Consider the following 24,735-nt stretch of genomic DNA (forward strand, 5'->3'; position numbering starts at 1 on the left):
TCGCAGACCGACGTCGCCAAGTAGGCTGAGACGGCGCCTTGCAAGGCTTGTGGGAGATAGAGGTGTTGCCGTGATCAAATCCGACCTCTCCGATCTTTACCGAGGCTATATTGCATGTCTGAACAAGCAGGATTGGCCAATTCTGGGGCAGTTTGTTCATGATGAAGCGATCCACAACGGTCGGCCGCTCGGATTATCCGGGTACCTCGAAATGTTGGAGAGAGACTTCGATGAAATTCCGGACCTTTATTTCGACATTCGGCTATTGGTTGCCGATCCGCCTTATATAGCGAGCCGGCTAAGCTTCGACTGCGCGCCAAGGGGAACGTTCCTTGGGCTCGATGTAAGCGGGAAGAGAATTTCGTTTGCCGAGAACGTATTCTATGAGTTTCAGAGAGGGAAAATTCGCCAGGTGTGGTCAGTTATAGACAGGGCAGCCATCGAAGCTCAGCTTTGATGGTTGCCGACGCACCGATGAGGTCTGCCTAAAAGTCGCTCGGCTCAATCGTTCTGGGGACGCAGGCCGAAGGTCGCCGGCTTGAGGCCGTAGCGCAAGTCGAAATCGTCGCTCCGCTGGGTGCGTGCGGCCGGCGGTTTTCGATAGTCCGAGTCGCCGGCCTGCCGGCCCGGATCGACGACTTCCGCGAAAGGCATTGCCTGTTGTGATTTCGGCACGTTGCGCAGCCGTTCGACGATCGCCACGAGGTCGACCTCGTCGCCGGTTTCGGAGGGCAAGGCGTCCTCGCGCTTAGCCGTGCCGGGGATCAAATCCTCGGAGAGTTTTTCGAATTTCATCCGCATCGTCGTCGCCACGCCTTCTCCGAAGGCAATGGCCTCGCGCTGCCCCATGGAAGACAGGAACGCCAGCGTCGAAGCCGAGGAATCGGCGATCGCCGAGCGGATGATCGCCTGGTCCTGCTCATTGGCGAGCCGCATGGCGAAGAACGTCGAGCACTGCGACAGGATGGTCGGATCAAGCTCGCCCGGGCGCTGGGTGACGACGCCGAGATAACAGCCATATTTGCGGCCTTCCTTGGCGATGCGCGACAGCGCGTGCCGGGTCGGCGCGAAACCGAGGCGCGGATCGGCCGGCATATAGCGATGCGCTTCCTCGCACAGGAAGAGCAGCCGCAAGCGGCCTTCGCTCCACAACGCCAGGTCGAACGCCAGCCGCGCCAGCACCGAGCATACGGAATTGACCACCTCGGACGGCATACCGGCCATTTCGAAGCAGGTCACCGGGCGGCCGTGATGCGGCACGCGGAAAATGTTGCCGATCGTCTCGTGAATGGTGTCCTCGATCAGGCGCGAGTTGAACATGAAACGGTAGCGCGGATCGGATGCCGCCGATTCGATACGTGTCTTCAGTGACCTGAGGGTTGGACGATCGTTCTTGCTTTCCAGCAATCCCATGCGTTCGTCGACCAGCTTGATGAGGTCGGCAATGCGATAGGGTACCGGCGCGTCGGCGGTCAGCGCGTCGGTGCTGCGCCGCAGGTAGTTGCCGGTGTTCGGATTGCGATAGAGGTTCTTGGCCGCGGGAATGAGATCGCGCAAGGCGTCGACCTCTTCCGGCACCGTCTCGCGGCCGCGAAACAGCACCTCGGCGAATTCCTCGAGTTTGAACATCCAGAAAGGCAGGTCGAGCGTCGTCGAATCGACCCTAAAGCAATATTCGGGCAAGGACGCGGCGAACTCGTTGTGTGGATCCAGGATGAGCACGCGCAGGTCGGGCCGGGCGGCGATCGACTTGCGCAAGAGCAGCGAGACGGCGGTCGATTTGCCGACCCCGGTCGTGCCGACAATGGCGAAATGGCGCGCCAGCGTATCGTCGATGGCAATATTGGCGTCGATGGCCTCGTCCTGCGACAGCGTGCCGATGGTAATCGAATGACGCCCGGCGAGATCGTAGACGGCCTGCAGGTCGCGGCTGCGGATACGATGGGCAATGGCGCCGATATGCGGATAGGTCGTGATGCCGCGGTCGAATACCGGCTTGGCGCCGGGTTCGGCGCCGTCGCGCACCTCGCCAATCAATTCGATGCTGACCTCGATCGGATTCTGGCCCTCGCTGCTCCAGGCACGATCCGACTTGCCGATTTCGTAGACCAGTCCGACGGTTCGTGATGTACCGAGATTGATCGAGATCATCTTGCCGACGCTCCATAGGCCGGTGACCGTGCCTTCGATATCGTCGGCATAGGCGCTGATGGTGGCGCGCGCGCCATCGCATTGCACGACATTGCCCAGAATCCGCTTGTCGTTCTGCTCCGCCCTGCGGCGCTCCAGCAAAGTCGGTTCTCCAATGGAGGTTTCGCGTTCGACGAGCATGGACAGGCCGATCCCCTTTTCCCAAACAATGAGCCTAGGCGGACGGGGTTAAGGTGGGGTGAGGCCGGATGGTTTAGCGGACGTTAAGGGGTTTGCGAAAACTGGACGAAACGGCCGTTGCCCGAGCGCGGGATTTCGCTATAGTGGATGAATGGATAATATAGCGAACGATATCTCATCGACTATCGGCAGAAGGATACACGCCGAAAGGGTGGCTCGCAGCTGGTCCCTGGCGGATTTGGCGGAGCAGTCCGATGTCTCGAAAGCCATGCTGAGCACGATCGAGCGCGGCATGACGAGCCCGACGGCGGCACTCCTCGTGCGCATTGCGGCCGCGTTCGGCATGACGCTTTCCACTTTGATCGCAAGGGCGGAGTTGCAAGGCGGTGGCCTGCTTCGCGAACGTGACCAGCCGGTCTGGCGCGATCCGGCTACGGGTTATGTGCGGCGGCACCTTTCGCCGGTTTCGGACATGCCGCTCGAACTGATCCGGGTCCAACTGCCGGCGGGCGCCAAGGTGAGCTTCCCGGCGGCCTCCTATGCCTTCATCAGACAACAGATCTGGCTGATCTCCGGGCAGCTGGAATTCGTCGAGGGCGACGTCATTCACAGGCTCGAGCCCGGCGACTGCCTGGCGCTCGGCGCGCCATCCGATTGCGTCTTCCACGCTCCGGGGCCGGACGCCGCCGACTATCTGGTTGCATTGGCCAGGAGCTGAGACGATGGCGCGCCGTCCGAAACGTTCCGACAATGGCGGTCCGCCGCTCGACGACCACGACCGTCCGCCTTGGGGCAAGGGAGACCCCTATATCTTTCTTGCCTGGCGGACCGACCATGCCCAGGCATGGAAAGTGCCGAGCCGCGAGATCATGCTGATGCGGCTGGACAAGGCCGAGCGGCTGGGCCTGACTTATGAGGAGTACACGCTCGAACTGCTGGAACGCGGGCGGCATCTGCAAGAGGAAGACGCCGAGCGCATCGGGGAAATCCGCCGAGCCGGGAAGCGGAAGCGGACCAGTCATTTCGGCTGACGGTGCAGGCCAAGCTGCCGCTCGATGCACTGCCGTTCCCGTTGCACACAGAGGAGACCACATGGATTCAATAGAAATCAACCTGCTCAGCAATACTGCCGGAACGAAAAAAATGCTGGTCGATTTGCTGATCGGAACGGTTGCCGCGGGCGGCTCGGTCAGCTTCATGCATCCCTTGGCGCCGGAGATGGCTGCAGCCTTCTGGAACAAGTCGCTTCAGGCGGTCGCCAGAGGCGAAAGGGCGGTGCTCGGGGCCTGGAACGGCGAGGCTCTGATCGGCACCGTCACCGTGCTGCTCGACTGCCCTCCCAACCAGCCGCACCGGGCCGAGATCGCCAAGCTGATGACCCGCCTCAATTATCGCGGCAAGGGCGTCGCAACCCGCCTGATGGAGGCGGCGGAAGCCGTTGCCATGGAGAAAGGCCGCACGCTGTTGGTGCTGGACACGGCAAAAGAGGAGGGGGCTTCCGGCCTCTATGAAAAGCTCGGCTTCACGCTGGGCGGCGAAATACCGGATTATGCGCTGAAGCCGCATGGCGGGCTGACAGGCACCCTCATCTACTGGAAGCGCATTGGTACAGTCCCGGCCCGCGCACATTCGCCGTTGACAGCACCATCAAACCAATTCTATTGTCCGCGACCATGAAAACGGCACTCATTCTCGTAGGAAAGCGCGTGGGCAGGGCGGTGTAACCGCCAAGCGGTGACCTCCCATGCGCAAGACACAGGCTCCCTCGGGGGCCTTTTTTATTGCCCGAAACAGGACTAAACGACCAGCAATCGCCCGATGGCGAACAGTACGGGACCAGACCGATGAGCAGTGGACAGAATGAGCGGCGCGAAACGCCAAGAACCGAGATGACTGGCGCCGAAATGGTGGTGCAGGCGCTGAAGGACAATGGCGTCAAGCATGTTTTCGGCTATCCGGGCGGCGCGGTTCTGCCAATCTACGATGAAATCTTCCAGCAGGACGAGGTCGAGCACATCCTCGTTCGCCACGAGCAGGGCGCTGGCCACGCGGCGGAAGGCTATGCGCGCTCGACCGGCAAGGCCGGCGTCATGCTGGTGACCTCCGGGCCGGGCGCGACAAATGCGGTGACGCCATTGCAGGATGCGCTGATGGATTCGATCCCGCTGGTCTGCCTGACCGGCCAGGTGCCGACCTCTCTGATCGGCTCGGATGCGTTCCAGGAGTGCGACACGGTCGGCATCACGCGGCCCTGCACCAAGCACAACTGGCTGGTGAAGGACGTCAACCAGCTCGCGGCAACGATCCACGAGGCCTTCCATGTGGCAACGACAGGGCGCCCCGGTCCGGTCGTCGTCGACATCCCTAAGGACGTTCAGTTCGCCAAGGGCATCTATGTCCCGCCGCAGACGGCGCCGCGCACCAGCTACCAGCCGAAGGTCCAGGGCGACCTGGAGAGGATCAAGGCGGCGGTCGAGCTGATGGCCGGCGCCAGGAGGCCGATCATCTATTCGGGCGGCGGCGTCATCAATTCCGGCCCGGAGGCGAGCCACCTGCTGCGCGAGCTGGTCGACCTGACCGGCTTCCCGATCACCTCGACGCTGATGGGCCTTGGCGCCTATCCGGCGTCGGGCAAGAACTGGATGGGCATGCTCGGCATGCACGGCACCTACGAAGCGAACATGGCGATGCACGATTGCGACGTCATGCTCTGCATCGGCGCGCGCTTCGACGACCGCATCACCGGGCGGCTGACAGCGTTTTCGCCGAATTCGAAGAAGATCCACATCGACATCGACCCGTCTTCGATCAACAAGAACGTCCATACCGACGTGCCGATCATCGGCGATGTCGGCCGTGTGCTGGAGGATCTTGTGCGACTGTGGCGGGCAACCGCCAAGGCCGACAAGAAGGCGCTTCACCCGTGGTGGGAGCAGATCGCCAAATGGCGCGCGCGCGATTCACTCGCCTACAAGATGAACCATGAGGTGATCATGCCGCAATATGCCGTCCAGCGGCTTTATGCGCTGACCAAAGACCTCGACACCTACATCACCACCGAGGTCGGCCAGCACCAGATGTGGGCGGCGCAGCACTATCATTTCGAGAAGCCGAACCGCTGGATGACCTCCGGCGGGCTGGGCACGATGGGCTACGGCCTGCCGGCCGCGCTCGGCGTGCAGATCGCGCACCCGGATGCGCTGGTCATCGATATCGCCGGCGACGCCTCGGTGCAGATGACGATGCAGGAGATGAGCGCGGCGGTGCAGCACGAGGCGCCGATCAAGATCTTCATCCTCAACAACCAGTATATGGGCATGGTGCGGCAATGGCAGCAGCTGCTGCACGGCAACCGGCTGTCGCATTCCTATACCGAGGCGATGCCGGATTTCGTCAAGCTCGCCGAAGCCTATGGCGGCCACGGTATTCGCTGCGACAAGCCGGACGAGCTCGATGACGCCATCAAGGAGATGATCGCGGTCAAGAAGCCCGTCCTGTTCGATTGCCGCGTGGCGACGCTCGCCAACTGCTTCCCGATGATCCCGTCCGGCAAGGCGCATAACGAGATGCTGTTGCCTGACGAGGCGACCGACGAAGCTGTCGCCAACGCGATCGACGCCAAGGGCAGGGAACTGGTGTAGCCTGGTTCAAGGAAGCTGTGCGGAAACAGCAGATTAGCACAAAAGTTTGAAATCGAGATTCATGTCATGAACGCACAGTTGCAACCGACCGGCTCCGCCTATTTCATCGCCAAGGAGACGGAAAAACCAGAGAACCACACGCTTTCGGTCCTCGTCGACAACGAGCCGGGCGTGCTTGCCCGGGTCATCGGCCTGTTCTCCGGACGTGGCTACAACATCGAGAGCCTGACGGTCTCGGAAACCGAGCACGAAAAGCACCTGTCGCGCATCACCATCGTGACGCGCGGCACGCCGCACGTGCTGGAGCAGATCAAGCACCAGCTCGAGCGCATCGTGCCGGTGCATCGTGTCGTCGATCTCACTGTGCGATCGCAGGAATTCGGACAGGAGCGGCCACTGGAGCGGGAGCTCGCGCTGGTCAAGGTCGCCGGCACCGGCGAATCCCGCGTCGAGGCGCTCAGGCTCGCCGATGCATTCCGCGCCAGCGTCATCGACGCCAACACCGAGCATTTCATCTTCGAGATCACCGGTAAGGGTTCGAAGCTCGATCAGTTTATCGCCATCATGAAGCCGCTCGGGTTGGTCGAAATCTGCCGTACCGGAGTGGCGGCGATGAACCGCGGCCCGCAGGGGATGTAATCGTCCTGCTCGCATTGATTAGGGGAACGGCATGACCTTCGACGCATTCTTCGCCCTGCTGGTTTATGCCTTCGTGACCTCGATCACGCCGGGTCCGAACAATTTCATGCTTTTGGCCTCGGGTGTGAACTTCGGCTTGGTCAAGACCGTGCCACACATGCTCGGCATCGGCTTCGGCTTCCTCGTGCTGTTGCTTGCCGTAGGCTTCGGGCTTGGGGCCGTGTTGACGGCCTTTCCGGTGCTGCATACCGGGTTGAAGATCGCCGGCGGCCTCTACCTGCTTTATCTGGCCTGGAAGATCGCCATGTCGCGCTCGCTCGGCGGCGAAGGCGAGGCGAAGGGCCAGCCGATGCGCTTCATCGAGGCTGCGGCTTTCCAGTGGGTCAATCCTAAGGCCTGGGTGATGGCGATTACGGCCATGGCCGTCTATACCAATCCGGAACGCCCGTTTGTGTCCGTGGTGCTGATCGCGGCCGCTTTCGCCGTCGTCATGCTGCCGAGCATTTCGACTTGGGCCGGTTTCGGCATGGCGCTGCGCGGTTTTCTGGCTGATGCGGTGCGGCTCAAATGGTTCAACATCGCCATGGGCGTGATGCTTGCGGCGACGCTGTGGCCGATGCTGCGTTAGCTGCCGTTTTATTGTGCACTGCACATTAAATCTTCGTAATGACGGCTTTTGGCCCTTTTTCGCCTTCGGCATTCTCTATTATCTGGCAAAAGCGCGGCAAGAGGCTGCGAGTTGAGCTAGACTGCGGCCACCGGATAGCGGCGTGTCGGATCGAGAGGCCTTTTGTCGATGCGCGGAAAGATCGTATTTGCGGTGATTGCTGCAGCCTGCGTTGCCGCGGCGGCGTGGCTTTATCATTCGCCCACCGCAATGAGCGGTCTTCAGCAGATGCTGTCGGCGAAGCAGACGACGGCGGCGGCGGACAAGCCCGCTGCAGCGGCAAATGCCGCGCGTTCGACTTCGGTGGTTGCCGCCACCGCCTCGACGGCCGATTTCCCGGTCCGGCGCTATGCCATCGGCTTTGTGTCCTCTCCCGCCGTGGTCAGCATCAACGCACGGGTCTCAAGCCAGATCGTCGCAATCGCGGTCAAGGACGGACAGATGGTGAAGGCCGGCGACCTTCTGTTCTCGCTGGACGATCGCTCATTGAAGGCCCAATTGGCACGCGATCAGGCGACGCTCGCAAAAGACCAGGCGCTGCTTGCCAGCGCCACGGCCGATCTTCAGCGCGCCAAAAATCTCGTCGCCAGGCAGGCCGGAACACAGCAGACCTATGATCAGGCCGTCGCGGCGCAGAAATCCGCCGCGGCCACTGTCGACGCCGATAAGGCGACGATCGATGCGGACGAGGTCCAGCTTGGCTTTGCCACGATCAAAGCGCCGATTTCCGGCAGGCTTGGCGCGGTCAGCGTCGCGGTCGGCGACCTCGTCACCACCAGCAACGGCAGCAGCACGTCGACGCCGCTGGTGACGATCACGCAGGTCGACCCGCTGCAGGTGAACTTCAATCTTCCGGAAAGCGATCTTGCCTTACTGCACAAGGCGCTGGCGGCGCCGCAGCAAGGCGCGGTGACGCTGACCAAGGACGGCGACCCGAAGCCGATCGGCAAGGGAACGCTGGATTTCGTCGATTCCAGCGTGGACACGGCATCCGGCACCATCGCAACGCGGGCCAGCGTGCCCAACGCCGATCTTTCGCTGTGGCCGGGCCAATATGTAAATGTTGTGCTCGATGCCGGCATCATGCCGCAAATGACGTCCGTTCCGACGGTCGCCGTCCAGCCCAGCCAGAAGGGGCCGTTCGTCTATGTGATCAAGCCGGACAACACCGTTGAAATGCGGCCCGTGCAGGTCGCGCTGACAGAAGGCGCCAACACCGCGATCAGCCAAGGATTGGAAAGCGGCGAGCGTGTCGTCGTCGAAGGCCAGACCAAGCTGAAAAACGGCGCGGCGGTCCGCGAAGGCAAGGCCTCGACCGGTACCGACGACCAGGCGACTCCGAAGGTCGCGGAGGCCGACAGGACGGGCGGAACACAGCCATGATTTCCGAATTCTGCATCCGCAGGCCCGTCGCCACGCTGCTCATGTCGTTCGCCTTGGTTCTGGGCGGGCTATTTGCTTACAAATTCCTGCCGGTCGCGGCGCTGCCAAGCGCGGAATTTCCGGTTGTCAACGTCTCGGCCTCGCTGCCTGGGGCCTCGCCGGAAACCATGGCGACCTCGGTGGCAACGCCGCTGATCAAGCAGTTTGCCACTATCGCCGGCATCGATTCGATCTCGACGACCAATTCGCTCGGCACGACCTCGATCGCCATTCAGTTCGTGCTCAACCGCGACATCGATGCAGCCGCCGCCGATGTGCAGGCGGCGATCGCACGCACGCAACGACAATTGCCGCCGGAGATGACCAGCCCGCCGAGCTATCGCAAGGTCAATCCAGCCGACGCGCCGATCCTGCTGATGTCGCTGGTCAGCGACACCATTCCGCTGACCGATCTCGATGCCTTTGCCGAGAATGTGATTTCGCCGTCGCTGTCGACGATCGACGGCGTTGCGCAGGTTTCGATCTACGGCCAACAGAAATATGCCGTCCGCGTCCAGATCGATCCGACGGCGCTCGCCGCACGCGGCATCTCGATCGACCAGCTGCAGACGGCCATTGCCTCGGCCAACAGCAACACGCCGCTCGGTGTGCTCAAGAACAACAAACAGCAGCTGACCATCACGGCGAACACGCAGCTGACCAACGCGGCGGGATTCTCCAACATCATCATCGCCACCAAGAACGGCCATCCGGTGCGGCTCGGCGAGGTGACCCGCGTCATCGATTCGGTCGAGACCACGACGACGGCAAGCTGGTATGACGGCACCCGCGCCATCATCATGGCGGTGCAGCGTCAGCCGGATGCCAATACCGTCGATGTCGTCGACCGCGTCAAGGCGATGCTGCCTTCCTTCGAGGGTCAGATGCCGGCAGCTGCGAGCATCCAGTTGCTCAACGATCGCTCGACATCGATCCGCGAGGCGGTCGACGACGTGCAGTTCACGCTCCTGCTCACTATCGCGCTGGTGGTGATGGTGATCTTCCTGTTCCTGCGCCGGGTGACGGCGACGGTGATCCCGGCCGTGGCGGTGCCGATTTCGCTCATCGCCACTCTGGGCGTGATGTACCTGTTCGGCTTTTCCATCGACAACATCTCGCTGATGGGACTGACGCTGGCGGTCGGCCTTGTCGTCGACGACGCCATTGTCATGCTGGAAAATATCTTCCGGCATATGGAGGAGGATGGGCTCTCGGCAATGGAGGCGTCGCTCAAGGGCGCCCGCGAAATCGGCTTCACCATCATCTCGATCTCGATCTCGCTGGTCGCCGTGTTCATTCCCGTGCTTTTGATGGGCGGCGTGATCGGGCGCATCTTCAACGAGTTCGCGGTGGTGGTGACGGTCGCCATCCTGGCATCGATGTTCGTCTCGCTGACGCTGACGCCGATGCTGTGCTCGCGGCTATTGTCGTTATCGAAAGCCGAGCAGAAAGCAGCGCACGGTGAAGGCCATAGACAAAACGTCTTCATGCGGGGCTATGACCGGCTGCTGACATTCTGCCTGCGCCACAATTTCCTGGTTTTCCTTGTCTTCCTGGTAACCGCCGGGCTGTCGGTGTGGCTGATCCAGATATCGCCGAAGGGCTTCTTCCCGCAGGAGGATATCGGCCAGGTCTCGGTGACGACCATCGCGCGCCAGGACATTTCGTTCGACGCCATGGTGAAGCTGCAGGGGCAAGTGGCTGATGTCTTCACCCATTCGCCCTATGTCGCGCATGTCGGCTGGTCGGCGGGCAGCGGAAACAATGCGCTCAACCAGGGCCAGCTCTTTGTGCAGCTGAAGGACAAGGACCAGCGCCCCAACATCGACAAGGTGCTTTCGGATCTGCGGCGCCAGCTTGCCAATGTGCCCGGCATCGAAACCTACATGCAGCCGGTGCAGAACCTGCGGCTCGGCGCGCGTTCTTCGGCGAGTGCCTACCAGCTTGCCGTGCAGGGCCTCGATACCGGCCTGACGAACGTCTGGGCGCAAAGGCTGACGGACGCAATGGCCGCCGATCATGCCGCCTTCACCGACGTGACCAATGACCTGCAGAACAACGCGCTACAGGCGACGCTGGTGATCGACCGCGACAAGGCGGCGAACCTCGGCGTCGATACCGACACGCTGCGCTCCAGTCTCTATGGCGGTTTCGGCACCCAGCAGGTGTCGACCATCTTCGGCTCGGCCGACAGCTACGACGTGATCATGGAGCTCGACCCGAAGATCGAGTGGTCGCCCGAGCGGATGCTGGCCATCAAGGTGAGAACGGCGAGCGGCAGCCTGGTGCCGCTCGGTGCGTTCGCTCGCGTCGATCGGACCGCCGGTGCTTTGACCGTCAACCAGCTCGGCCAGCTTCCGGCTGTGACCATCTCCTACAATCTGCCGCAGGGCGTGGCCCTCGGCGACAGCGTGAGCCACATCAACGCGCTGAAGGACAAGATCGGCATGCCGCCGACGATCTCGACCGCCTTCTCGGGCACGGCGAAGACGTTCCAGGATTCGCTTTCCAACCAGGGGCTGCTGATCGGCGGCGCGATCCTGACCATCTATATCGTGCTCGGCATGCTCTATGAGAGCTTCATCCATCCGCTCACCATCCTGACCGGGCTTCCATCGGCGGTGCTCGGCGCGCTGGTGGCGTTGCGGCTGGCGGGGATGGATCTGTCGGTGATCGCGGTGATCGGCATCCTGATGCTGATCGGCATCGTCAAGAAGAACGGCATCATGATGATCGACGTGGCGCTGGAACTCAGGCGCGAGGGGATGTCGCCTGTCGAATCCATCCACAAGGCCTGCCTGATGCGCTTCCGGCCGATCATGATGACTACGCTTGCCGCGCTGATGGGTACCATCCCGATCGCGCTCGGCACCGGCGCCAGCGCGGAATTGCGCCAGCCTCTCGGCGTGGCGGTGGTCGGCGGCCTTGTCGCCTCGCAGGCACTGACGCTGTTCGTCACGCCCGTCATCTACGTCTACATGGAGCATTTTTCCGGCTGGCTCGTCAGCGTATGGGCGGGGCACCGGGGCGAGCCGAGCCCGGTCGAGGCGGTCGACCAGCCGTCACTGTTCGACGACGAGGAAGAACCGGTGCCGCAGAAGGCGGCAGCCGAATAGCACTGGCCCAAGCCGTGGTGCTTGCGGCCGGAGGTCCGCGATCGTAATTTGATGCCATGCTGCACAATCACGACCACGACAACGAGCTTGATGCTTTTGCGGCGCGTGTGCGCGCACTGGAGACGATTCTCACCCGCAAGGGGCTGATCGATCCAGCGGCGATCGACGTCATCGTCGATACCTACGAAACCAAGGTCGGGCCGCGCAACGGCGCAAAGGTGGTGGCGAAGGCCTGGGTTGATCCCGGGTTTGCCGCATGGCTGAAGCGTGATGCGACGGCGGCCATCGAATCGCTCGGCCACACCGGCCGGCAAGGCGAACACATGCAGGCGGTGTTCAACACGGCCGACACGCACAACCTCGTCGTCTGCACGCTATGCTCCTGCTATCCATGGTCGGTGCTCGGCCTGCCGCCGGTCTGGTACAAGGCGCCGCCCTACCGTTCGCGCGCGGTGATCGATCCGCGCGGCGTGCTCGACGAATTCGGGCTGACCTTGCCGGCGACGACGGCAATCCGGGTGTGGGATTCGACCGCCGAGCTGCGCTATCTGGTGGTGCCGATGCGGCCCAGGGACACAGAGGGCTGGGATGAGGCGCGGCTCGCCGATCTGGTGACGCGCGATGCCATGATCGGCACGGCGCTGGCGCGGGAACCGGCATGAACGGGCCGCAGGATCTCGGCGGCCAGATGGGTTTCGGGCCGGTCGCGCCTGAACAGGACGAACCCTATTTCCATGCCGATTGGGAGAGGCGGGCGCTGGGCGTGACGTTGTGCGCCGGCGCCATGGGCGCCTGGAACATCGACGAGAGCCGGCACGCGCGGGAATCGCTGCACCCGGCCGACTACTATGCGTCGAGTTATTACGAAATCTGGATCAAGGCGCTGGAGGTGTTACTCAAACGCCATGGTTTCGTCAGCGACCGCGATCTGGCCAGGGGCGATGCGGTCGACCCGGTAGCGACACCCAAGCGGGTCCTGAAGGCGCAAGACGTTTCGGCGGTGCTGGCCAAGGGCGGGCCTTGCGACCGGCCGGTCGCCGTCCCGCCGCGATTCAAGGCAGGCGACCTCGTGCGAACCAAGAACTTTCATCCGACCGGCCACACCAGGCTGCCGCGTTACGCGCGTGGCAAGCGAGGCGTCATCGAGGCCATGCGTGACGGCTTCGTTTTTCCCGACACCAATGCGCACGGCCAGGGCGAAAACCCGCAATGGGTCTATACGGTGGCCTTCACCGGCAGCGAAATCTGGGGCGAGGGCGCCGACCCGACACTTGTCGTGTCGATCGATGCCTGGGAGAGCTATCTTGAAGCGGCGTGAGACGGGCTCAGTCGCCATCGCGCTGCCCGCCGGTGTCGAGGCGCCAGTCTTCGCCCAGCCGTGGCAAGCAGAGGCCTTCGCCATGACGGTGGCGCTACACGACAACGGGCTGTTTTCGTGGAGCGAATGGGCGGACGCCTTGTCGGCCGAGGTGAAGCGGCCGGGCGCCGCGCGCGACGGTCATGACTATTACAAGCACTGGCTGGCCGCGCTAGAAAAGCTGCTTTCGGCCAAAGGCGTTGCCGGTAGGAGCGACGTCGACAGCCTTGCTGCTGCCTGGGAACGGGCCGCGCATGCTACGCCGCATGGCAAGCCGATCCTGCTGGAGAACGATCCACAGCGGGCTGGGTAAGCTGTCGTCGCCCGGCGTTGTTCTCTTTACGTTCCTCTTCGTCGCTGATAGCCTGGCCCTGTCGCAGCAGCGTAATTGCAGGCGATGAAGTTGATGGTGACGGCAGTCACCTTGTCTTTCCCTCGCGAATCCGGTCTGTCGCGCTGATGGAATTCTCCCCTCAACAAGACGAGGCGCTGAAGGCGGTGGCCGGCTGGTTGAAAGCCGGCAAGCCGCAGCTGTTCCGGCTGTTCGGCTATGCCGGCACCGGCAAGACGACGCTGGCGCGCTATTTCGCCGAGCATGTCGACGGCCAGGTGCAGTTCGCCGCCTTTACCGGCAAGGCGGCGCAGGTGCTGCGTTCCAAGGGCGCGGTCAATGCCCGCACAATCCATTCGCTGATCTACCGGCCGAAAGGCGAGGAATCGGTAGCGGACGAGGTGACCGGCAAAACCTCGATGTCGCCGACCTTTTCGCTCAACCGGCAGAGCCCGATCTCGCGGGCCAAGCTCGTCGTCATCGACGAATGCTCGATGGTCGACGAGCAGCTTGGCCGTGACCTGATGAGCTTCGGCACGCCGATCCTGGTGCTTGGCGATCCCGGCCAGTTGCCGCCGATCTCCGGCGGCGGCTTCTTCACCGACCATGAGCCGGACATTCTGCTCACCGAAATCCATCGCCAGGCGCGCGACAACCCGATCATCCGGCTTGCGCTCGATGTGCGCGAGGGCCGCGAGTTCATGCGCGGCGACTATGGCGCGGCGCAAGTGATCGGCAAGGAAGACGTCACCCAGGAATTGGTGCTGAAGGCGGACCAGGTGCTGGTCGGCACCAACCGCACGCGCCGTCGCTATAATCAGCGGCTGCGCGAGCTGAAGGGGTTCAACGCCGATTATCCGCAAGCCGGCGACAAGCTGGTCTGCCTGCGCAACGATCCAGCCAAGGGGTTGCTCAACGGCTCGCTGTGGAAGGTGATGACCTCGTCGCGCGAGACGGTCAAGCCCGGCATCAATCTGCTGGTCTCGCCGGAGGAAGACGATCCGGATCGCGGCGTCGCCAAGATCAAACTGCTCAAGGCGGCGTTCGAAGATCCGGACGCCGACATTCCCTGGCAGCAGAAGAAGCGCTTCGACGATTTCGATTATGGCTACGCGCTGACCGTGCACAAGGCGCAGGGGTCGCAGTGGAACGAGATCGTGCTTTTCGACGAAAGCTGGGCATTCAAGGAAACCCGGCAGCGTTGGCTCTACACCGCCATCACGCGCGCGGCCGAACGGCTGACGATCGTCCGATAGGGCGGCCGTATCAGCGCTGGGCGATCGGTCTGGCGCCAAGCCATTCCCAGGCGGCGGTTTCGTCCTTAGCCTCGAAATGCCGGAGTTCGATAGGCAAAGAGGCTGGCAAGAAGGCTCTTGCCTCCGCTATCCAGTTCGGCTCACCGACCGCCGCGCAGCGGCCGATATGCTCCACCGCGTGAGCTATGCCCTGTTCGATCGTCTCGTCCGATACGTCGGTCCAGTCGACACCCTCATGATCGATCAGGCGCACCAGCACGTCGATTTTCGTGTGCAGCGCGTAGGCTGCCTCCAGCAATCCGAACAGGTTTTCGGCATCAGCCGCTGCGACATGGCCGACGACATCGATGGCGAAGAGGTCTTCGCGATCGGTATCGATGCGGCGGATCGCCGGCACGGCATCGAGAAAATTCAACAGGAAACTCCTTGCGCTCGATTTTCTTCGTTCCCCTGGAACACCTGAAACCCTCTGTCTGTTCCCCTTAAAGGCGCTATAGATGCGCGCCGAGATCAGCCTGGAACCGTGCAAATGCCTGCAAAGCTTTCCGTCAACCTCAATGCCATCGCCATGCTGCGCAACCGGCGCGACCTGCCGTGGCCAAGCGTGACGGGGCTCGGACGCATCGCCCTTGCCGCCGGTGCGCATGGGCTGACGGTGCACCCGCGACCCGACGAGCGGCACACCAGGCATTCCGATCTGCCTGAGATCAGGGCGCTGATCGACGACGAGTTCCCGAGTGCGGAATTCAACATCGAGGGCTATCCGACCGAGGAGTTCCTGGCGCTTGTGGAAAAGCATCAGCCGGAACAGGTGACGCTGGTGCCCGACGACCCGGTGCAGGCGACTTCCGACCATGGCTGGAACTTCGCCGCCGGGGCTGCGTTCCTGACACCGGTCGTCAAGCGCCTTAAGAAGGGAGGCTTTCGCGTATCGCTCTTTTCCGATCCGGATCCCGATGGCGTGAAAGCCGCTCGCGACACCGGCGCCGACCGGATCGAACTCTACACGGGTCCATATGGCAGCTATCATTCCGATTCGGCAAAAGCGGCGAAGGAATTGGAGAAATTGGGAAAGACGGCGGATGCCGCACTTGCTGCAGGGCTCCAGGTCAATGCCGGGCACGACCTTGTGGTGAGCAATTTGCCGGCACTGGCCAGGCGCATCCCGGCATTGGCCGAAGTGTCGATCGGACATGGGTTGACAGCCGATGCGTTGGAGTATGGCATGGCCGCAACGGTCAGGCGGTTTCTGAAGGCTTGTGGCTGGTAGAGAGAGGCGAGCCGATAGGCCGTGCGTTCCCGGCATGGCAGCGCGTCCTTTCCACCCCGCAGCATAGAGCACCGCACGTCTATGGGAGTGTCGTCCATGGCCCTTGCTCACGCCGGTAGCGAGGCAGAACCCATCGAGCAATCCAGCCACTCCACCGTCGAGCAGCACAGCACCAAGGTGCTGATGCTGGGCGCGCTGGGCGTGGTTTACGGCGATATCGGCACCAGCCCAATCTATGCATTTCGGGAAGCGCTGCACGCATCGTCGGGACCGGTAGCCCGCAACGACGTCCTTGGCGTGCTGTCGCTTATCGTCTGGGCGCTGACGATCATCGTCACGATAAAGTACGTCGCTTTCGTTCTCAGAGCCGACAACAAGGGCGAGGGCGGCACGCTGTCGCTGATGTCGCTTGCGCGCAGCGCTTATCCCAATGGAGCCAAGCTCATCCTGGGGATCGGGCTGTGCGGCGCGGCGCTGTTTTTCGGCGACGCCATTATAACGCCGGCCATCTCCGTGCTTTCGGCGGTCGAAGGCCTGGAAGTGGTGACCCCGACGCTGGAAACCTATGTGGTTCCGATCACGCTGGTCATCCTGGCAATGCTTTTTGCCGTGCAACGCTTTGGCACCGGCAGGGTGGCGGCCGTGTTCGGACCGGTGACGGCAGTGTGGTTCCTGGCGATCGGCGCCGCCGGGGTGTACCATCTGCTGGACGACCCGTCGGTCCTGCTGGCGATCAATCCCTATTACGCGGTCGCTTATCTGGCCAATACGCCCACCGGTGCCTTCGTCACGGTCGGGGCGGTGTTCCTGGCGGTCACCGGGGCCGAAGCCCTCTATGTCGACCTCGGTCATTTCGGGCGCAGGCCGATCGTGCTGGCATGGTTTTCCGTGGTGTTCCCTTGTCTGCTCCTCAACTATTTCGGACAAGGCGCGTTCGTTCTGGCCAACGGCGGCAAACCCACCAATCCATTCTTCCAGATGCTGCCTGATTGGGCGCTGATGCCCATGGTTGGGCTGGCCACGGCAGCGACCGTGATCGCCAGTCAGGCGGTGATCTCCGGCGCTTTCTCGCTGACCCGCCAGGCGGTGCAGCTCAATCTGCTTCCGCGCATCGAGGTGCAGCATACGTCCGAAATGCAATCCGGCCAGATCTACATGCCGCGCGTCAATCTGGTGGTTGCGCTGGGCGTGATGTTGCTGGTGGTCGGCTTTGGCGGTTCGAGTTCGCTGGCTTCCGCCTATGGCATTTCGGTGACTGGCGAAATGCTGATGACAACCATCCTGCTGTTTGTCGTGATGCGGTTCCGGTGGAAATGGCAGCTTGCACTGGCGGCGGCGCTCACACTGCTGTTTGGCACGATCGATACCGGATTTTTCCTCGCAAACATCGTCAAGATCCTCGAAGGCGGGTGGGTCTCGATAACAGTCGCTTGCGCCATGGGGCTGATCATGTCCACGTGGATCCGCGGCACCCGCTATTTGTTCGAAAAGACCCGCCGGAACGAGATTCCGCTCGATTTCCTTGCCGGCAATCTGCTGAAGAAGAAGCCGCATCTGGTGTCGGGCACCGCAGTGTTCCTGACCAGCGATCCGCTGAGCGCGCCGACCGCGCTGATGCACAGCCTCAAGCACTACAAGGTGCTGCACGAGCAGAATGTCATCCTTTCGGTGGTGACGGCACCGCAGCCGGTTGTGCCCGACAGCGAGCGCGTCAAGATGGAGACGGTCAACGAACTGTTCATGCGGGTGACGCTGACCTTCGGCTATATGGAGCAGCCCAACATCCCGCGTGCGCTGGCGATCTGCCGCAAGCAGGGCTGGAAGTTCGACATCATGACGACATCCTTCTTCCTGTCGCGGCGCTCGCTCAAGGCCTCGCCCAATTCCGGCATGCCGGTCTGGCAGGACAAGCTGTTCATCGGGCTGGCGCGCACGGCGGCCGATGCGACGGAATATTTCCAGATCCCGACCGGACGCGTCGTCGAGATCGGGACGCAGGTGGCTATTTAAAAACGTGTCCGTTGCGACATTCCAGGTAGTCTGCCGATGGGACTGAGTCTGCCAAGTCGTGGACGACTCGCAATATCGGGACGGAGCCATTACGTGACGGCACTTGATATTGCAGCGCAGCAAGCGTAGAGCACCGCCCGCTTATCGGAGTGTCGTCCATGGCCCTTGCCAATGCTGGTAACGAGGCAGAACCTGTCGAACAATCAAGCCATTCTGAGGTCGAGCAGCACAGCACCAAGGTGCTGATGCTGGGCGCACTCGGTGTGGTTTACGGCGATATAGGCACCAGCCCGATCTATGCATTCCGAGAGGCGTTGCATGCATCAGCCGGCGGCAACGTCGCCAACCGTGGCGACATCCTGGGCGTACTCTCGCTGATCATCTGGTCGCTGACGATCACCGTCACCATCAAATACATCATGTTCGTGCTTCGTGCCGACAATCGCGGCGAGGGCGGGGTGCTGTCGCTGATGGCGCTGGCGCGCAACAGTTTCCCGACGCGCTCGGCGGTGATCCTCGGCATCGGCATTGTCGGCGCGGCGCTTTTTTTCGGCGACGCAGTCATTACGCCGGCGATCTCGGTACTATCGGCGGTCGAAGGCATGAATGTCGTCACGCCGACATTCCAGCCCTATGTGGTGCCGCTGACGCTGGCCATCCTGGCGATCGTGTTTGCGGTACAGCGGTTCGGCACCGGCGGCGTAGGATTGGTGTTCGGGCCAGTCACGGCGCTGTGGTTCCTGGCCATCGGCCTTTCCGGCATTAACCACATCATCGCCGATCCGGAAATCCTGCTGGCGATCAGCCCGCATTACATCGTGTCGTTCCTGGTCAACTCGCCCGACGTCGCCTTCGTCACTGTTGGTGCGGTCTTCCTCGCCGTCACCGGCGCTGAGGCGCTCTATGCCGATCTCGGCCATTTCGGCCGCAAGCCGATCGTGCTCGCCTGGCTGGCAATTGTGTTCCCTTGTCTGTTGCTCAACTATGTCGGGCAAGGTGCCTTCGTGCTCGCAAATGGCGGTGTTGTCGGCCATCCCTTCTTTGAGATGAACCAGGGCTGGACGCTTATTCCGATGGTCGTGCTGGCGACGGCGGCGACCGTCATCGCCAGCCAGGCGGTGATCTCCGGCGCTTTCTCGCTGACCAGGCAGGCGGTGCAGCTCAACATGCTGCCGCGTTTCGTCATCCAGCACACGTCGGAAAAACAGTCGGGCCAGATCTATCTGCCGCGCATCAACCTGATGCTGGCGCTGGTGGTGATGTTGCTGGTGGTCGGCTTCGGCGAATCCAGCCGCCTGGCCTCGGCCTACGGTATTTCGGTGACCGGCAACATGCTGGTGACGAACATACTGCTTTTTGTTGTAATGACGCGCATCTGGAAATGGCCGCTCGGCGTCGCGGTCGCCTTGATGGCGGTGTTCGCCTTCGTCGATACCGGCTTCTTTGCAGCCAACATAGTCAAGGTGTTTGAAGGGGGCTGGTCCTCGCTTGCCATTGCCGCAGTTATTGTGCTGACCATGTGGACCTGGATCCGCGGCACCCGCTATTTGTTCGAAAAGACCCGCCGGAACGAGATCCCGCTGGATTTCCTCGCCGGCAATCTGCTGAAGAAGAAGCCGCATCTGGTGTCGGGCACCGCAGTGTTCCTGACCAGCGATCCGCTGAGTGCGCCGACGGCGCTGATGCACAGCCTCAAGCACTACAAGGTGCTGCACGAACAGAACGTCATCCTTTCGGTGGTGACGGCGCCGCAGCCTGTCGTGCCCGACAGCGAGCGCGTCAAGATGGAGACGGTCAACGAGCTGTTCATGCGGGTGACGCTGACCTTCGGCTACATGGAGCAGCCCAATATCCCGCGCGCGCTGGCGATCTGCCGCAAGCAGGGCTGGAAGTTCGACATCATGACGACATCCTTCTTCCTGTCGCGGCGCTCGCTCAAGGCATCGCCCAATTCCGGCATGCCGGTCTGGCAGGACAAGCTGTTCATCGGGCTGGCGCGCTCGGCGGCCGATGCGACGGAATATTTCCAGATCCCGACCGGACGCGTCGTCGAGATCGGGACGCAGGTGGCTATCTAAACAAACGGCCGTGCCCCTTGAGGGCACGGCCATTGTGAGGCTCAGCTCACCAGAGCCGCCTTGTTTGCTTCAAGAAATTGCTTCAGCGGCTGCGGCTTCCTGCCGGACAGCGTCTCGACCGCGTCGGTCACCATGCTGATGCGACCGGAGCGGGTGTTGGTATCGAAGGAAACGATAACGGGGGCGAAAGCCTCGGGAACGCCGGCTGCCTTCAATCCCTCGGTCAGCGCTTCATCCGAAAGCTGGACAACTTCGATCGGCTTGCCGGTGATCTCGGTGACGAGGGCTGCAATTTCGGCCATCGTGTGGGCCTTGGGGCCGGTCAGCGTGTATGTCGTGCTTTCGGTTGCGCTCGAAGCGAGGCCGGCGGCAATCGCGGCAGCCATATCGTCGCGCGCGCCGTGGGCAATGCGGCCGTCTCCAGCGGACGTGTACCACTGCCCAGAGGCGATGGCGTGCGGCAGCGCCAGGAACAGGTTCTCCTGATACCAGCCGTTGCGGAAGATGGTGGAGGGGATACCGCTCGCCTTGATCGCCTGCTCGGTGCCGTGGTGATCGGGCGCAAACAGCACCGGCGATCCTGGCTCCGGATTGGGCATCGATGTGTAGAGCAGATGCGAAACACCCGCGCTTTTTGCGGCGGCGACCGCGGTCTCATGTTGCTTCAGGCGCTTGCCCGGAATGGCGAGCTCGTTTGTCGAAATGATCAGAACCCTGTCGGCGCCGGTAAATGCACTGGCCAACGATGCGGTGTCGTCGAAGTCGACCGTCCTGATGGTGACGCCTCGGGCTGCCAGATCGGCCAGATTTTCCGGATTGCGGGTAGCGGCGATGATGCGCTGAGGGGAGACCTTGAGCGTGTCAAGCAGATGATTGATGACGCCGCGGCCAAGCTGGCCGGAGGCGCCGGTGACGAGAAGGGTGTCGGTCATGAAAGGTCCTGACGTTGCGCCGGAGCGGCGGGTGCATATGTTAGTCTCAAAAAGAGACCAGCACTAAAATAGGAATTGACCCATCCTCGTAAAGAAGGCAGTTTTGCGGGAGGTAGGCACAGCCAGGGAACCAGCCATGGACGGCAAGATCGTCAATCTGAGATCGAAGCTCGAGATCTACAAAGCAGGCAGCGGTGGCGGAAACCTTGCGGATTGCCCGGTTCGCGACGTGATCCAGGGCATAAGCAACAAATGGAGTTCGCTGCTGATGGAGGCCTTGGCCGAGAAGCCGTACCGCTTTGGCGAGTTGCGGCGCCTCGTGCCCGATATTTCACAGCGCATGCTCACCCAGACGCTGCACGATCTGCAGCGCGACGGCTATGTGCATCGCGAGGTTTTTCCGACCAAACCGCCGAGCGTTGAATACAGCCTCACCGATCTCGGGCGCTCGATGTTTGGACCCTTGCACCAGCTGATCCAATGGGCCGAGCTCAATCACGGCGCTGTACGCGAGGCGCGGAAGGTTTTCGATGCTGCCGAAGGCTGAGTCTCAAGGCCGAGACAGCGGCTTGATTTAGCGACAACGCTGAAGGATTGTCCGGCCTGGGTCGGGTCGGGCAAATGGGCAATTCTCTGGACATCGCGATTGCCGGCGCGGCGATCAGTTACGCGCTCATCGGAACGGACGTATCGATACTGCGCTGGAGGCTTGCGTCCGCGACAGGCTGGTGGCCAGTGGCAAGCATTCCGCCGGAAACGAATATCCTTGCCTCGATGATTACCGGCACTGTGATCAATCCATTCAAGCCGATCGGGCTTGCGGAAGCCCGGTGGCCGGATCGTTTCGGCGGATGATTTCCGAAAGGTGCGAGCCCTTCGCCTGTAGGAATGTATGGAGGCGTTGCGGATAATCGGGAGCGACCGCGTCCTTCACGGATGGGCGTTTGCGCAACGCCTCGCGCCACACCTGGACATGCGGCTTTCCGTCCAGGATGCCGAAATCGCCGATCCGGTCGAAGACGTCGAAATAGCGGAAAATCGGCCCGTAGACCGCGTCGACCAGTGAAAAGCGCTCACCGGCGAACCACGGCCCAACCGCGCCATTCGCCAGTTCCACTTCCAGGCGATCGAACACCGCCGATAGCGCCTCGCTTTCGGCGAGCAACGCGGCTTCCGTAGGCGCTGAATAGAAGCGGCCGATGGCATTGAGGATTGCCGAGCCAAACTCGATCCAGGCGCGATGTCGGGCACGGGCATAGGGATCGGTGGGATGCAGCGGATTGGGCTGGGTTTCCTCGAGGAATTCGAGGATGACGAGCGATTCGAAGATCACCGTTTCCTGGCCGTCATGCTCAACGCGAAGCAGCGGCACCTTGCCGAGCGGCGATATCGCCTTGAACCAGGCAGGCTTGTTGGCGAGATCGACGGCGATGCGCTCGAACGGCACGCCCTTTTCGCGAAGCGAAATCGCCGCGCGCTGCACATAGGGACAAACATGGTGGCTGACGAGGATGAGCTTGTCGGTCATCTCACTCTCCCCAGACATAGTTCAAGGCGCCGTTCTCGACGCGGGTGGAGAGGAACATCAGGCGGGAGCCCTTCGGCGCTGGGCCTTCGAGGCGATCACCGTTCGCCATGTCGAACGAGGCGCCGTGCCATTGGCAGACGAGCTTGCCGTCCTTGCAGTCGAGCGGGCCACCGAAGTGCAGGCAGACGTTGGCGGCGGCGCGGATACGCTCGCCGCTGCCGTAGACATGGACCTCGCGGCCGAAAAACGGAGCGATCAGGCTGCCTGTTTCCGGAATGTCGGCGATCCTGCAGATTTCATGCTTCATCGGAATTGCCTCTCATGATTGATGCGATTGCATCTATATAGATGCATTTGCATCGATCGTCAAGCTTGATGCAGTTGCATCTATCGCCTACGATGTAATCATGACCGGGATTCCTTCACCTCCAGCAATCAAAGCCTGGGCCCGCCTGATGCGGGTTTCGCGCCAGTTGTTGGAACGAGCCGAGGACGCGCTGAAGGACAGTGGCCTGCCGCCGCTTGCCTGGTACGACGTGCTGCATGAGCTTGCCGAGGCGGGCGAGGGCGGATTGCGGCCGTTCCAACTCACCGAGCGCACCCTGTTTGCGCAATACAACATCTCGCGGCTGCTGGCGCGGCTCGAAGCCGACGGGCAGGTCGAGAAGCTTCCAGTTGCCGATGACGGCCGCGGGCAAACCATCCGCATCACCGGCAAGGGGCGCGAGACGCGCCGCCGCATGTGGGTCGTCTACGGCCGCTCGATATCGGAGTTGGTCGGCTCCCAGCTTTCCAACGATGATCTGGACACGCTGTCGGCTCTGCTTGGGCGCCTGCGAGATCCGCCCGCCCTGGCGTGACACGCCTTCGTGCCGAAGATGGCGCGGATCTGCGAGGTCAGGCACTGCCCCAAAGGAATGCCAATGTCGCCAGAACCCCAAGCCCGACGCGGACCAGATGCAGATTGCCCCATTTGACGATCATTGTCCGAGCCTCAGGATTGACGGTGTTAGCGTCCATCACCTCCAGCAGCCGATTTGCCGGCATCATCACCAGCAGCGTCCATGGCCAAGGCAGGATGATCAGCACGGCGCCGGCCAGATAAGCGAGATTGCCGGTCTGCCACCACGCGACGAGGCCCAGAATACAGGCGATGACGGCGATCGAGGCCTGCATGGCGGCGCCGCGCTTGTAGGAAGGCTGCCATTCCTGCAGCAATGCTTTGTCATCGAGGCGAAGCCGCGCCGGCTGTTCGGCGACGCTGACGTAGATAGCCGCGCCTGCAAACACAGCGGCAACGGTCAAGGCAAGCAATCCGGCGAGCATGATCCGTGTCTCCCGTAATGCCCCGCATGGAGCAAGCTACAGAAATAAGGCTTGCGCCGGGTCGGGCAATACGCCATAAAGCCGAACCGTAACGTACGGTACGCGGTCGAGTTCGTATCTGAACTGCGGGTGAGTTCGCCTCCTGAGGAAAGACTGTGTTGCACGCTGTGACCGACATCGACACCAGCGAGACGCTGACGGAGCGGCAGAAGGCCGTGCTCGACGCCGCCCTTCGCCTGCTGGTCGAAGAGGGCGATCAGTTGACCATGACCGCCGTGGCGCGGCGGGCGAGCTGCTCGAAGGAGACGCTCTACAAATGGTTCGGCGATCGCGACGGGCTGTTGACGGCAACGGTGCAATGGCAGGCGTCCAAGGTGCGGGTAGTGCCGGTCGACCGCAAGGGACTCGATCTTGCCTCGCTGACGGCGAGCCTCGAACGCTTCGCTTCGGACTGGCTCAGGGTAATTTCGAGCGACACCTCGATCGCGCTGAACCGGGTGGCGGTCGGCCATGCTAGTTCGGGGAAGGACGATCTCGGCGCCATCGTGCTGGAGAACGGCCGCTTCGCGCTGGCCAGGCGGCTGAAGCCGGTGCTGGAGGCAGGCAAGGAAGCTGGTTTCCTCGAGTTTTCCGACGCTGAGATGGCTTTCCGCACCTTTTTCGGGCTGGTCGCCCGCGACGTGCAGATCCGCCTGCTGCTCGGCGACCGGCTGGAATTGACTGATGCGGCGATCGGCGGCGATGCCGTCCGGGCGACGCAGCAGTTTCTCGCTCTTTACGGGGCAAAAACCGGGCCGCAGGGCCTCTGAATTCAAAACGGGAAGGAAGAAA

The 24,735-nt window shown here is 62.2% G+C and carries 25 protein-coding genes; 19 read left to right on the forward strand and 6 right to left on the reverse strand.

What is annotated here, in order from left to right:
• The first annotated feature begins 70 nt into the window (after positions 1–70).
• Positions 71–457, forward strand: a complete 387-nt coding sequence (locus NKH63_RS02345; protein ID WP_352917626.1) for an ester cyclase — start codon at positions 71–73, stop codon at positions 455–457.
• Between the two features lie 44 nt (positions 458–501).
• Here the strand turns inward: NKH63_RS02345 and NKH63_RS02350 are convergent, their stop codons facing one another.
• Entirely contained in the window at positions 502–2,331 is a 1,830-nt protein-coding gene (locus NKH63_RS02350) for an ATP-binding protein (RefSeq protein ID WP_352482998.1), read from the reverse strand.
• A 151-nt stretch (positions 2,332–2,482) separates the two neighbouring features.
• Here NKH63_RS02350 and NKH63_RS02355 point away from each other — a divergent pair, with 151 nt between their 5' ends.
• The 12 genes from NKH63_RS02355 to NKH63_RS02410 all read left to right on the forward strand — a co-directional run bounded on the left by NKH63_RS02355 (position 2,483) and on the right by NKH63_RS02410 (position 14,760).
• Entirely contained in the window at positions 2,483–3,049 is a 567-nt protein-coding gene (locus tag NKH63_RS02355) for a helix-turn-helix domain-containing protein (RefSeq protein WP_352482999.1), read from the forward strand.
• Positions 3,050–3,053: 4 nt separating this feature from the next.
• Entirely contained in the window at positions 3,054–3,362 is a 309-nt protein-coding gene (locus tag NKH63_RS02360; RefSeq protein WP_352483000.1) for a hypothetical protein, read from the forward strand.
• Positions 3,363–3,423: 61 nt separating this feature from the next.
• Positions 3,424–4,008, forward strand: a complete 585-nt coding sequence (locus NKH63_RS02365) for a GNAT family N-acetyltransferase (RefSeq protein ID WP_352483001.1) — start codon at positions 3,424–3,426, stop codon at positions 4,006–4,008.
• Between the two features lie 167 nt (positions 4,009–4,175).
• On the forward strand, positions 4,176–5,972 hold the full coding sequence (locus tag NKH63_RS02370; protein ID WP_352483002.1) for an acetolactate synthase 3 large subunit: 1,797 nt from the start codon (positions 4,176–4,178) through the stop codon (positions 5,970–5,972).
• A 66-nt stretch (positions 5,973–6,038) separates the two neighbouring features.
• Positions 6,039–6,611, forward strand: a complete 573-nt coding sequence (ilvN, locus tag NKH63_RS02375) for an acetolactate synthase small subunit (RefSeq protein WP_023720797.1) — start codon at positions 6,039–6,041, stop codon at positions 6,609–6,611.
• A gap of 31 nt (positions 6,612–6,642) precedes the next feature.
• On the forward strand, positions 6,643–7,239 hold the full coding sequence (locus tag NKH63_RS02380; RefSeq protein ID WP_352483004.1) for a LysE family translocator: 597 nt from the start codon (positions 6,643–6,645) through the stop codon (positions 7,237–7,239).
• Positions 7,240–7,407: 168 nt separating this feature from the next.
• Complete coding sequence (locus NKH63_RS02385) at positions 7,408–8,661, forward strand: efflux RND transporter periplasmic adaptor subunit (RefSeq protein WP_352483005.1); 1,254 nt, start codon at positions 7,408–7,410, stop codon at positions 8,659–8,661.
• A complete protein-coding gene (locus NKH63_RS02390) occupies positions 8,658–11,816 on the forward strand; it encodes an efflux RND transporter permease subunit (protein ID WP_352483007.1) in 3,159 nt (1,052 codons plus the stop codon). The genes NKH63_RS02385 and NKH63_RS02390 overlap by 4 nt, the downstream gene beginning before the upstream one ends.
• 56 nt (positions 11,817–11,872) lie before the next feature.
• Positions 11,873–12,478 (forward strand): nitrile hydratase subunit alpha, encoded by a 606-nt coding sequence (gene nthA / locus NKH63_RS02395; RefSeq protein ID WP_023720794.1) that lies wholly within the window; start codon positions 11,873–11,875, stop codon positions 12,476–12,478.
• The gene (gene nthB / locus NKH63_RS02400; protein WP_352483009.1) at positions 12,475–13,134 is read left to right on the forward strand and encodes a nitrile hydratase subunit beta; all 660 of its coding nucleotides are present in this window, start codon (positions 12,475–12,477) and stop codon (positions 13,132–13,134) included. Before nthA ends, nthB begins: the two co-directional genes overlap by 4 nt.
• A complete protein-coding gene (locus NKH63_RS02405; RefSeq protein WP_352483010.1) occupies positions 13,121–13,486 on the forward strand; it encodes a nitrile hydratase accessory protein in 366 nt (121 codons plus the stop codon). The genes nthB and NKH63_RS02405 overlap by 14 nt, the downstream gene beginning before the upstream one ends.
• 146 nt (positions 13,487–13,632) lie before the next feature.
• A complete protein-coding gene (locus NKH63_RS02410; RefSeq protein WP_023720791.1) occupies positions 13,633–14,760 on the forward strand; it encodes an ATP-dependent DNA helicase in 1,128 nt (375 codons plus the stop codon).
• Between the two features lie 10 nt (positions 14,761–14,770).
• Here NKH63_RS02410 and NKH63_RS02415 read toward each other — a convergent pair whose 3' ends face one another.
• Entirely contained in the window at positions 14,771–15,175 is a 405-nt protein-coding gene (locus NKH63_RS02415) for a SpoIIAA family protein (RefSeq protein WP_023720790.1), read from the reverse strand.
• 114 nt (positions 15,176–15,289) lie between these two features.
• Here NKH63_RS02415 and NKH63_RS02420 point away from each other — a divergent pair, with 114 nt between their 5' ends.
• The 3 genes from NKH63_RS02420 to NKH63_RS02430 all read left to right on the forward strand — a co-directional run bounded on the left by NKH63_RS02420 (position 15,290) and on the right by NKH63_RS02430 (position 20,118).
• Positions 15,290–16,030 (forward strand): pyridoxine 5'-phosphate synthase, encoded by a 741-nt coding sequence (locus NKH63_RS02420; RefSeq protein ID WP_023720789.1) that lies wholly within the window; start codon positions 15,290–15,292, stop codon positions 16,028–16,030.
• Between the two features lie 96 nt (positions 16,031–16,126).
• Positions 16,127–18,040 (forward strand): potassium transporter Kup, encoded by a 1,914-nt coding sequence (locus NKH63_RS02425; RefSeq protein ID WP_352483011.1) that lies wholly within the window; start codon positions 16,127–16,129, stop codon positions 18,038–18,040.
• A gap of 158 nt (positions 18,041–18,198) precedes the next feature.
• Positions 18,199–20,118 carry a potassium transporter Kup gene (locus NKH63_RS02430; protein ID WP_352483013.1) on the forward strand — a complete coding sequence of 640 codons (1,920 nt, stop codon included), beginning with the start codon at positions 18,199–18,201 and terminating at the stop codon, positions 20,116–20,118.
• A gap of 41 nt (positions 20,119–20,159) precedes the next feature.
• On the opposite strand, the gene NKH63_RS02435 is transcribed toward NKH63_RS02430, so the two are convergent.
• Positions 20,160–21,050 (reverse strand): SDR family oxidoreductase, encoded by an 891-nt coding sequence (locus tag NKH63_RS02435; protein ID WP_023720787.1) that lies wholly within the window; start codon positions 21,048–21,050, stop codon positions 20,160–20,162.
• A 136-nt stretch (positions 21,051–21,186) separates the two neighbouring features.
• On the opposite strand from NKH63_RS02435, the gene NKH63_RS02440 reads away from it, so the two are divergent.
• The gene (locus NKH63_RS02440) at positions 21,187–21,597 is read left to right on the forward strand and encodes a winged helix-turn-helix transcriptional regulator (RefSeq protein WP_023720786.1); all 411 of its coding nucleotides are present in this window, start codon (positions 21,187–21,189) and stop codon (positions 21,595–21,597) included.
• 255 nt (positions 21,598–21,852) lie between these two features.
• Here the strand turns inward: NKH63_RS02440 and NKH63_RS02445 are convergent, their stop codons facing one another.
• Both NKH63_RS02445 and NKH63_RS02450 read right to left on the reverse strand, forming a co-directional pair.
• The gene (locus NKH63_RS02445) at positions 21,853–22,578 is read right to left on the reverse strand and encodes a glutathione S-transferase family protein (protein ID WP_352483014.1); all 726 of its coding nucleotides are present in this window, start codon (positions 22,576–22,578) and stop codon (positions 21,853–21,855) included.
• Position 22,579: 1 nt separating this feature from the next.
• Positions 22,580–22,885, reverse strand: a complete 306-nt coding sequence (locus NKH63_RS02450) for a Rieske (2Fe-2S) protein (protein ID WP_023720784.1) — start codon at positions 22,883–22,885, stop codon at positions 22,580–22,582.
• A 100-nt stretch (positions 22,886–22,985) separates the two neighbouring features.
• Here NKH63_RS02450 and NKH63_RS02455 point away from each other — a divergent pair, with 100 nt between their 5' ends.
• Positions 22,986–23,438, forward strand: coding sequence for a MarR family winged helix-turn-helix transcriptional regulator (locus NKH63_RS02455; protein WP_023720783.1), 453 nt, complete (start codon positions 22,986–22,988; stop codon positions 23,436–23,438).
• 37 nt (positions 23,439–23,475) lie between these two features.
• On the opposite strand, the gene NKH63_RS02460 is transcribed toward NKH63_RS02455, so the two are convergent.
• Positions 23,476–23,904, reverse strand: a complete 429-nt coding sequence (locus tag NKH63_RS02460; protein WP_023720782.1) for an anthrone oxygenase family protein — start codon at positions 23,902–23,904, stop codon at positions 23,476–23,478.
• Between the two features lie 155 nt (positions 23,905–24,059).
• Between NKH63_RS02460 and NKH63_RS02465 the strand changes: the two genes are divergently transcribed.
• A complete protein-coding gene (locus NKH63_RS02465; RefSeq protein WP_023720781.1) occupies positions 24,060–24,713 on the forward strand; it encodes a TetR/AcrR family transcriptional regulator in 654 nt (217 codons plus the stop codon).
• Positions 24,714–24,735: the final 22 nt, after the last annotated feature.

The sequence above is a fragment of the Mesorhizobium sp. M0960 genome, assembly GCF_040319055.1.
Taxonomy (GTDB): Bacteria; Pseudomonadota; Alphaproteobacteria; order Rhizobiales; family Rhizobiaceae; genus Mesorhizobium.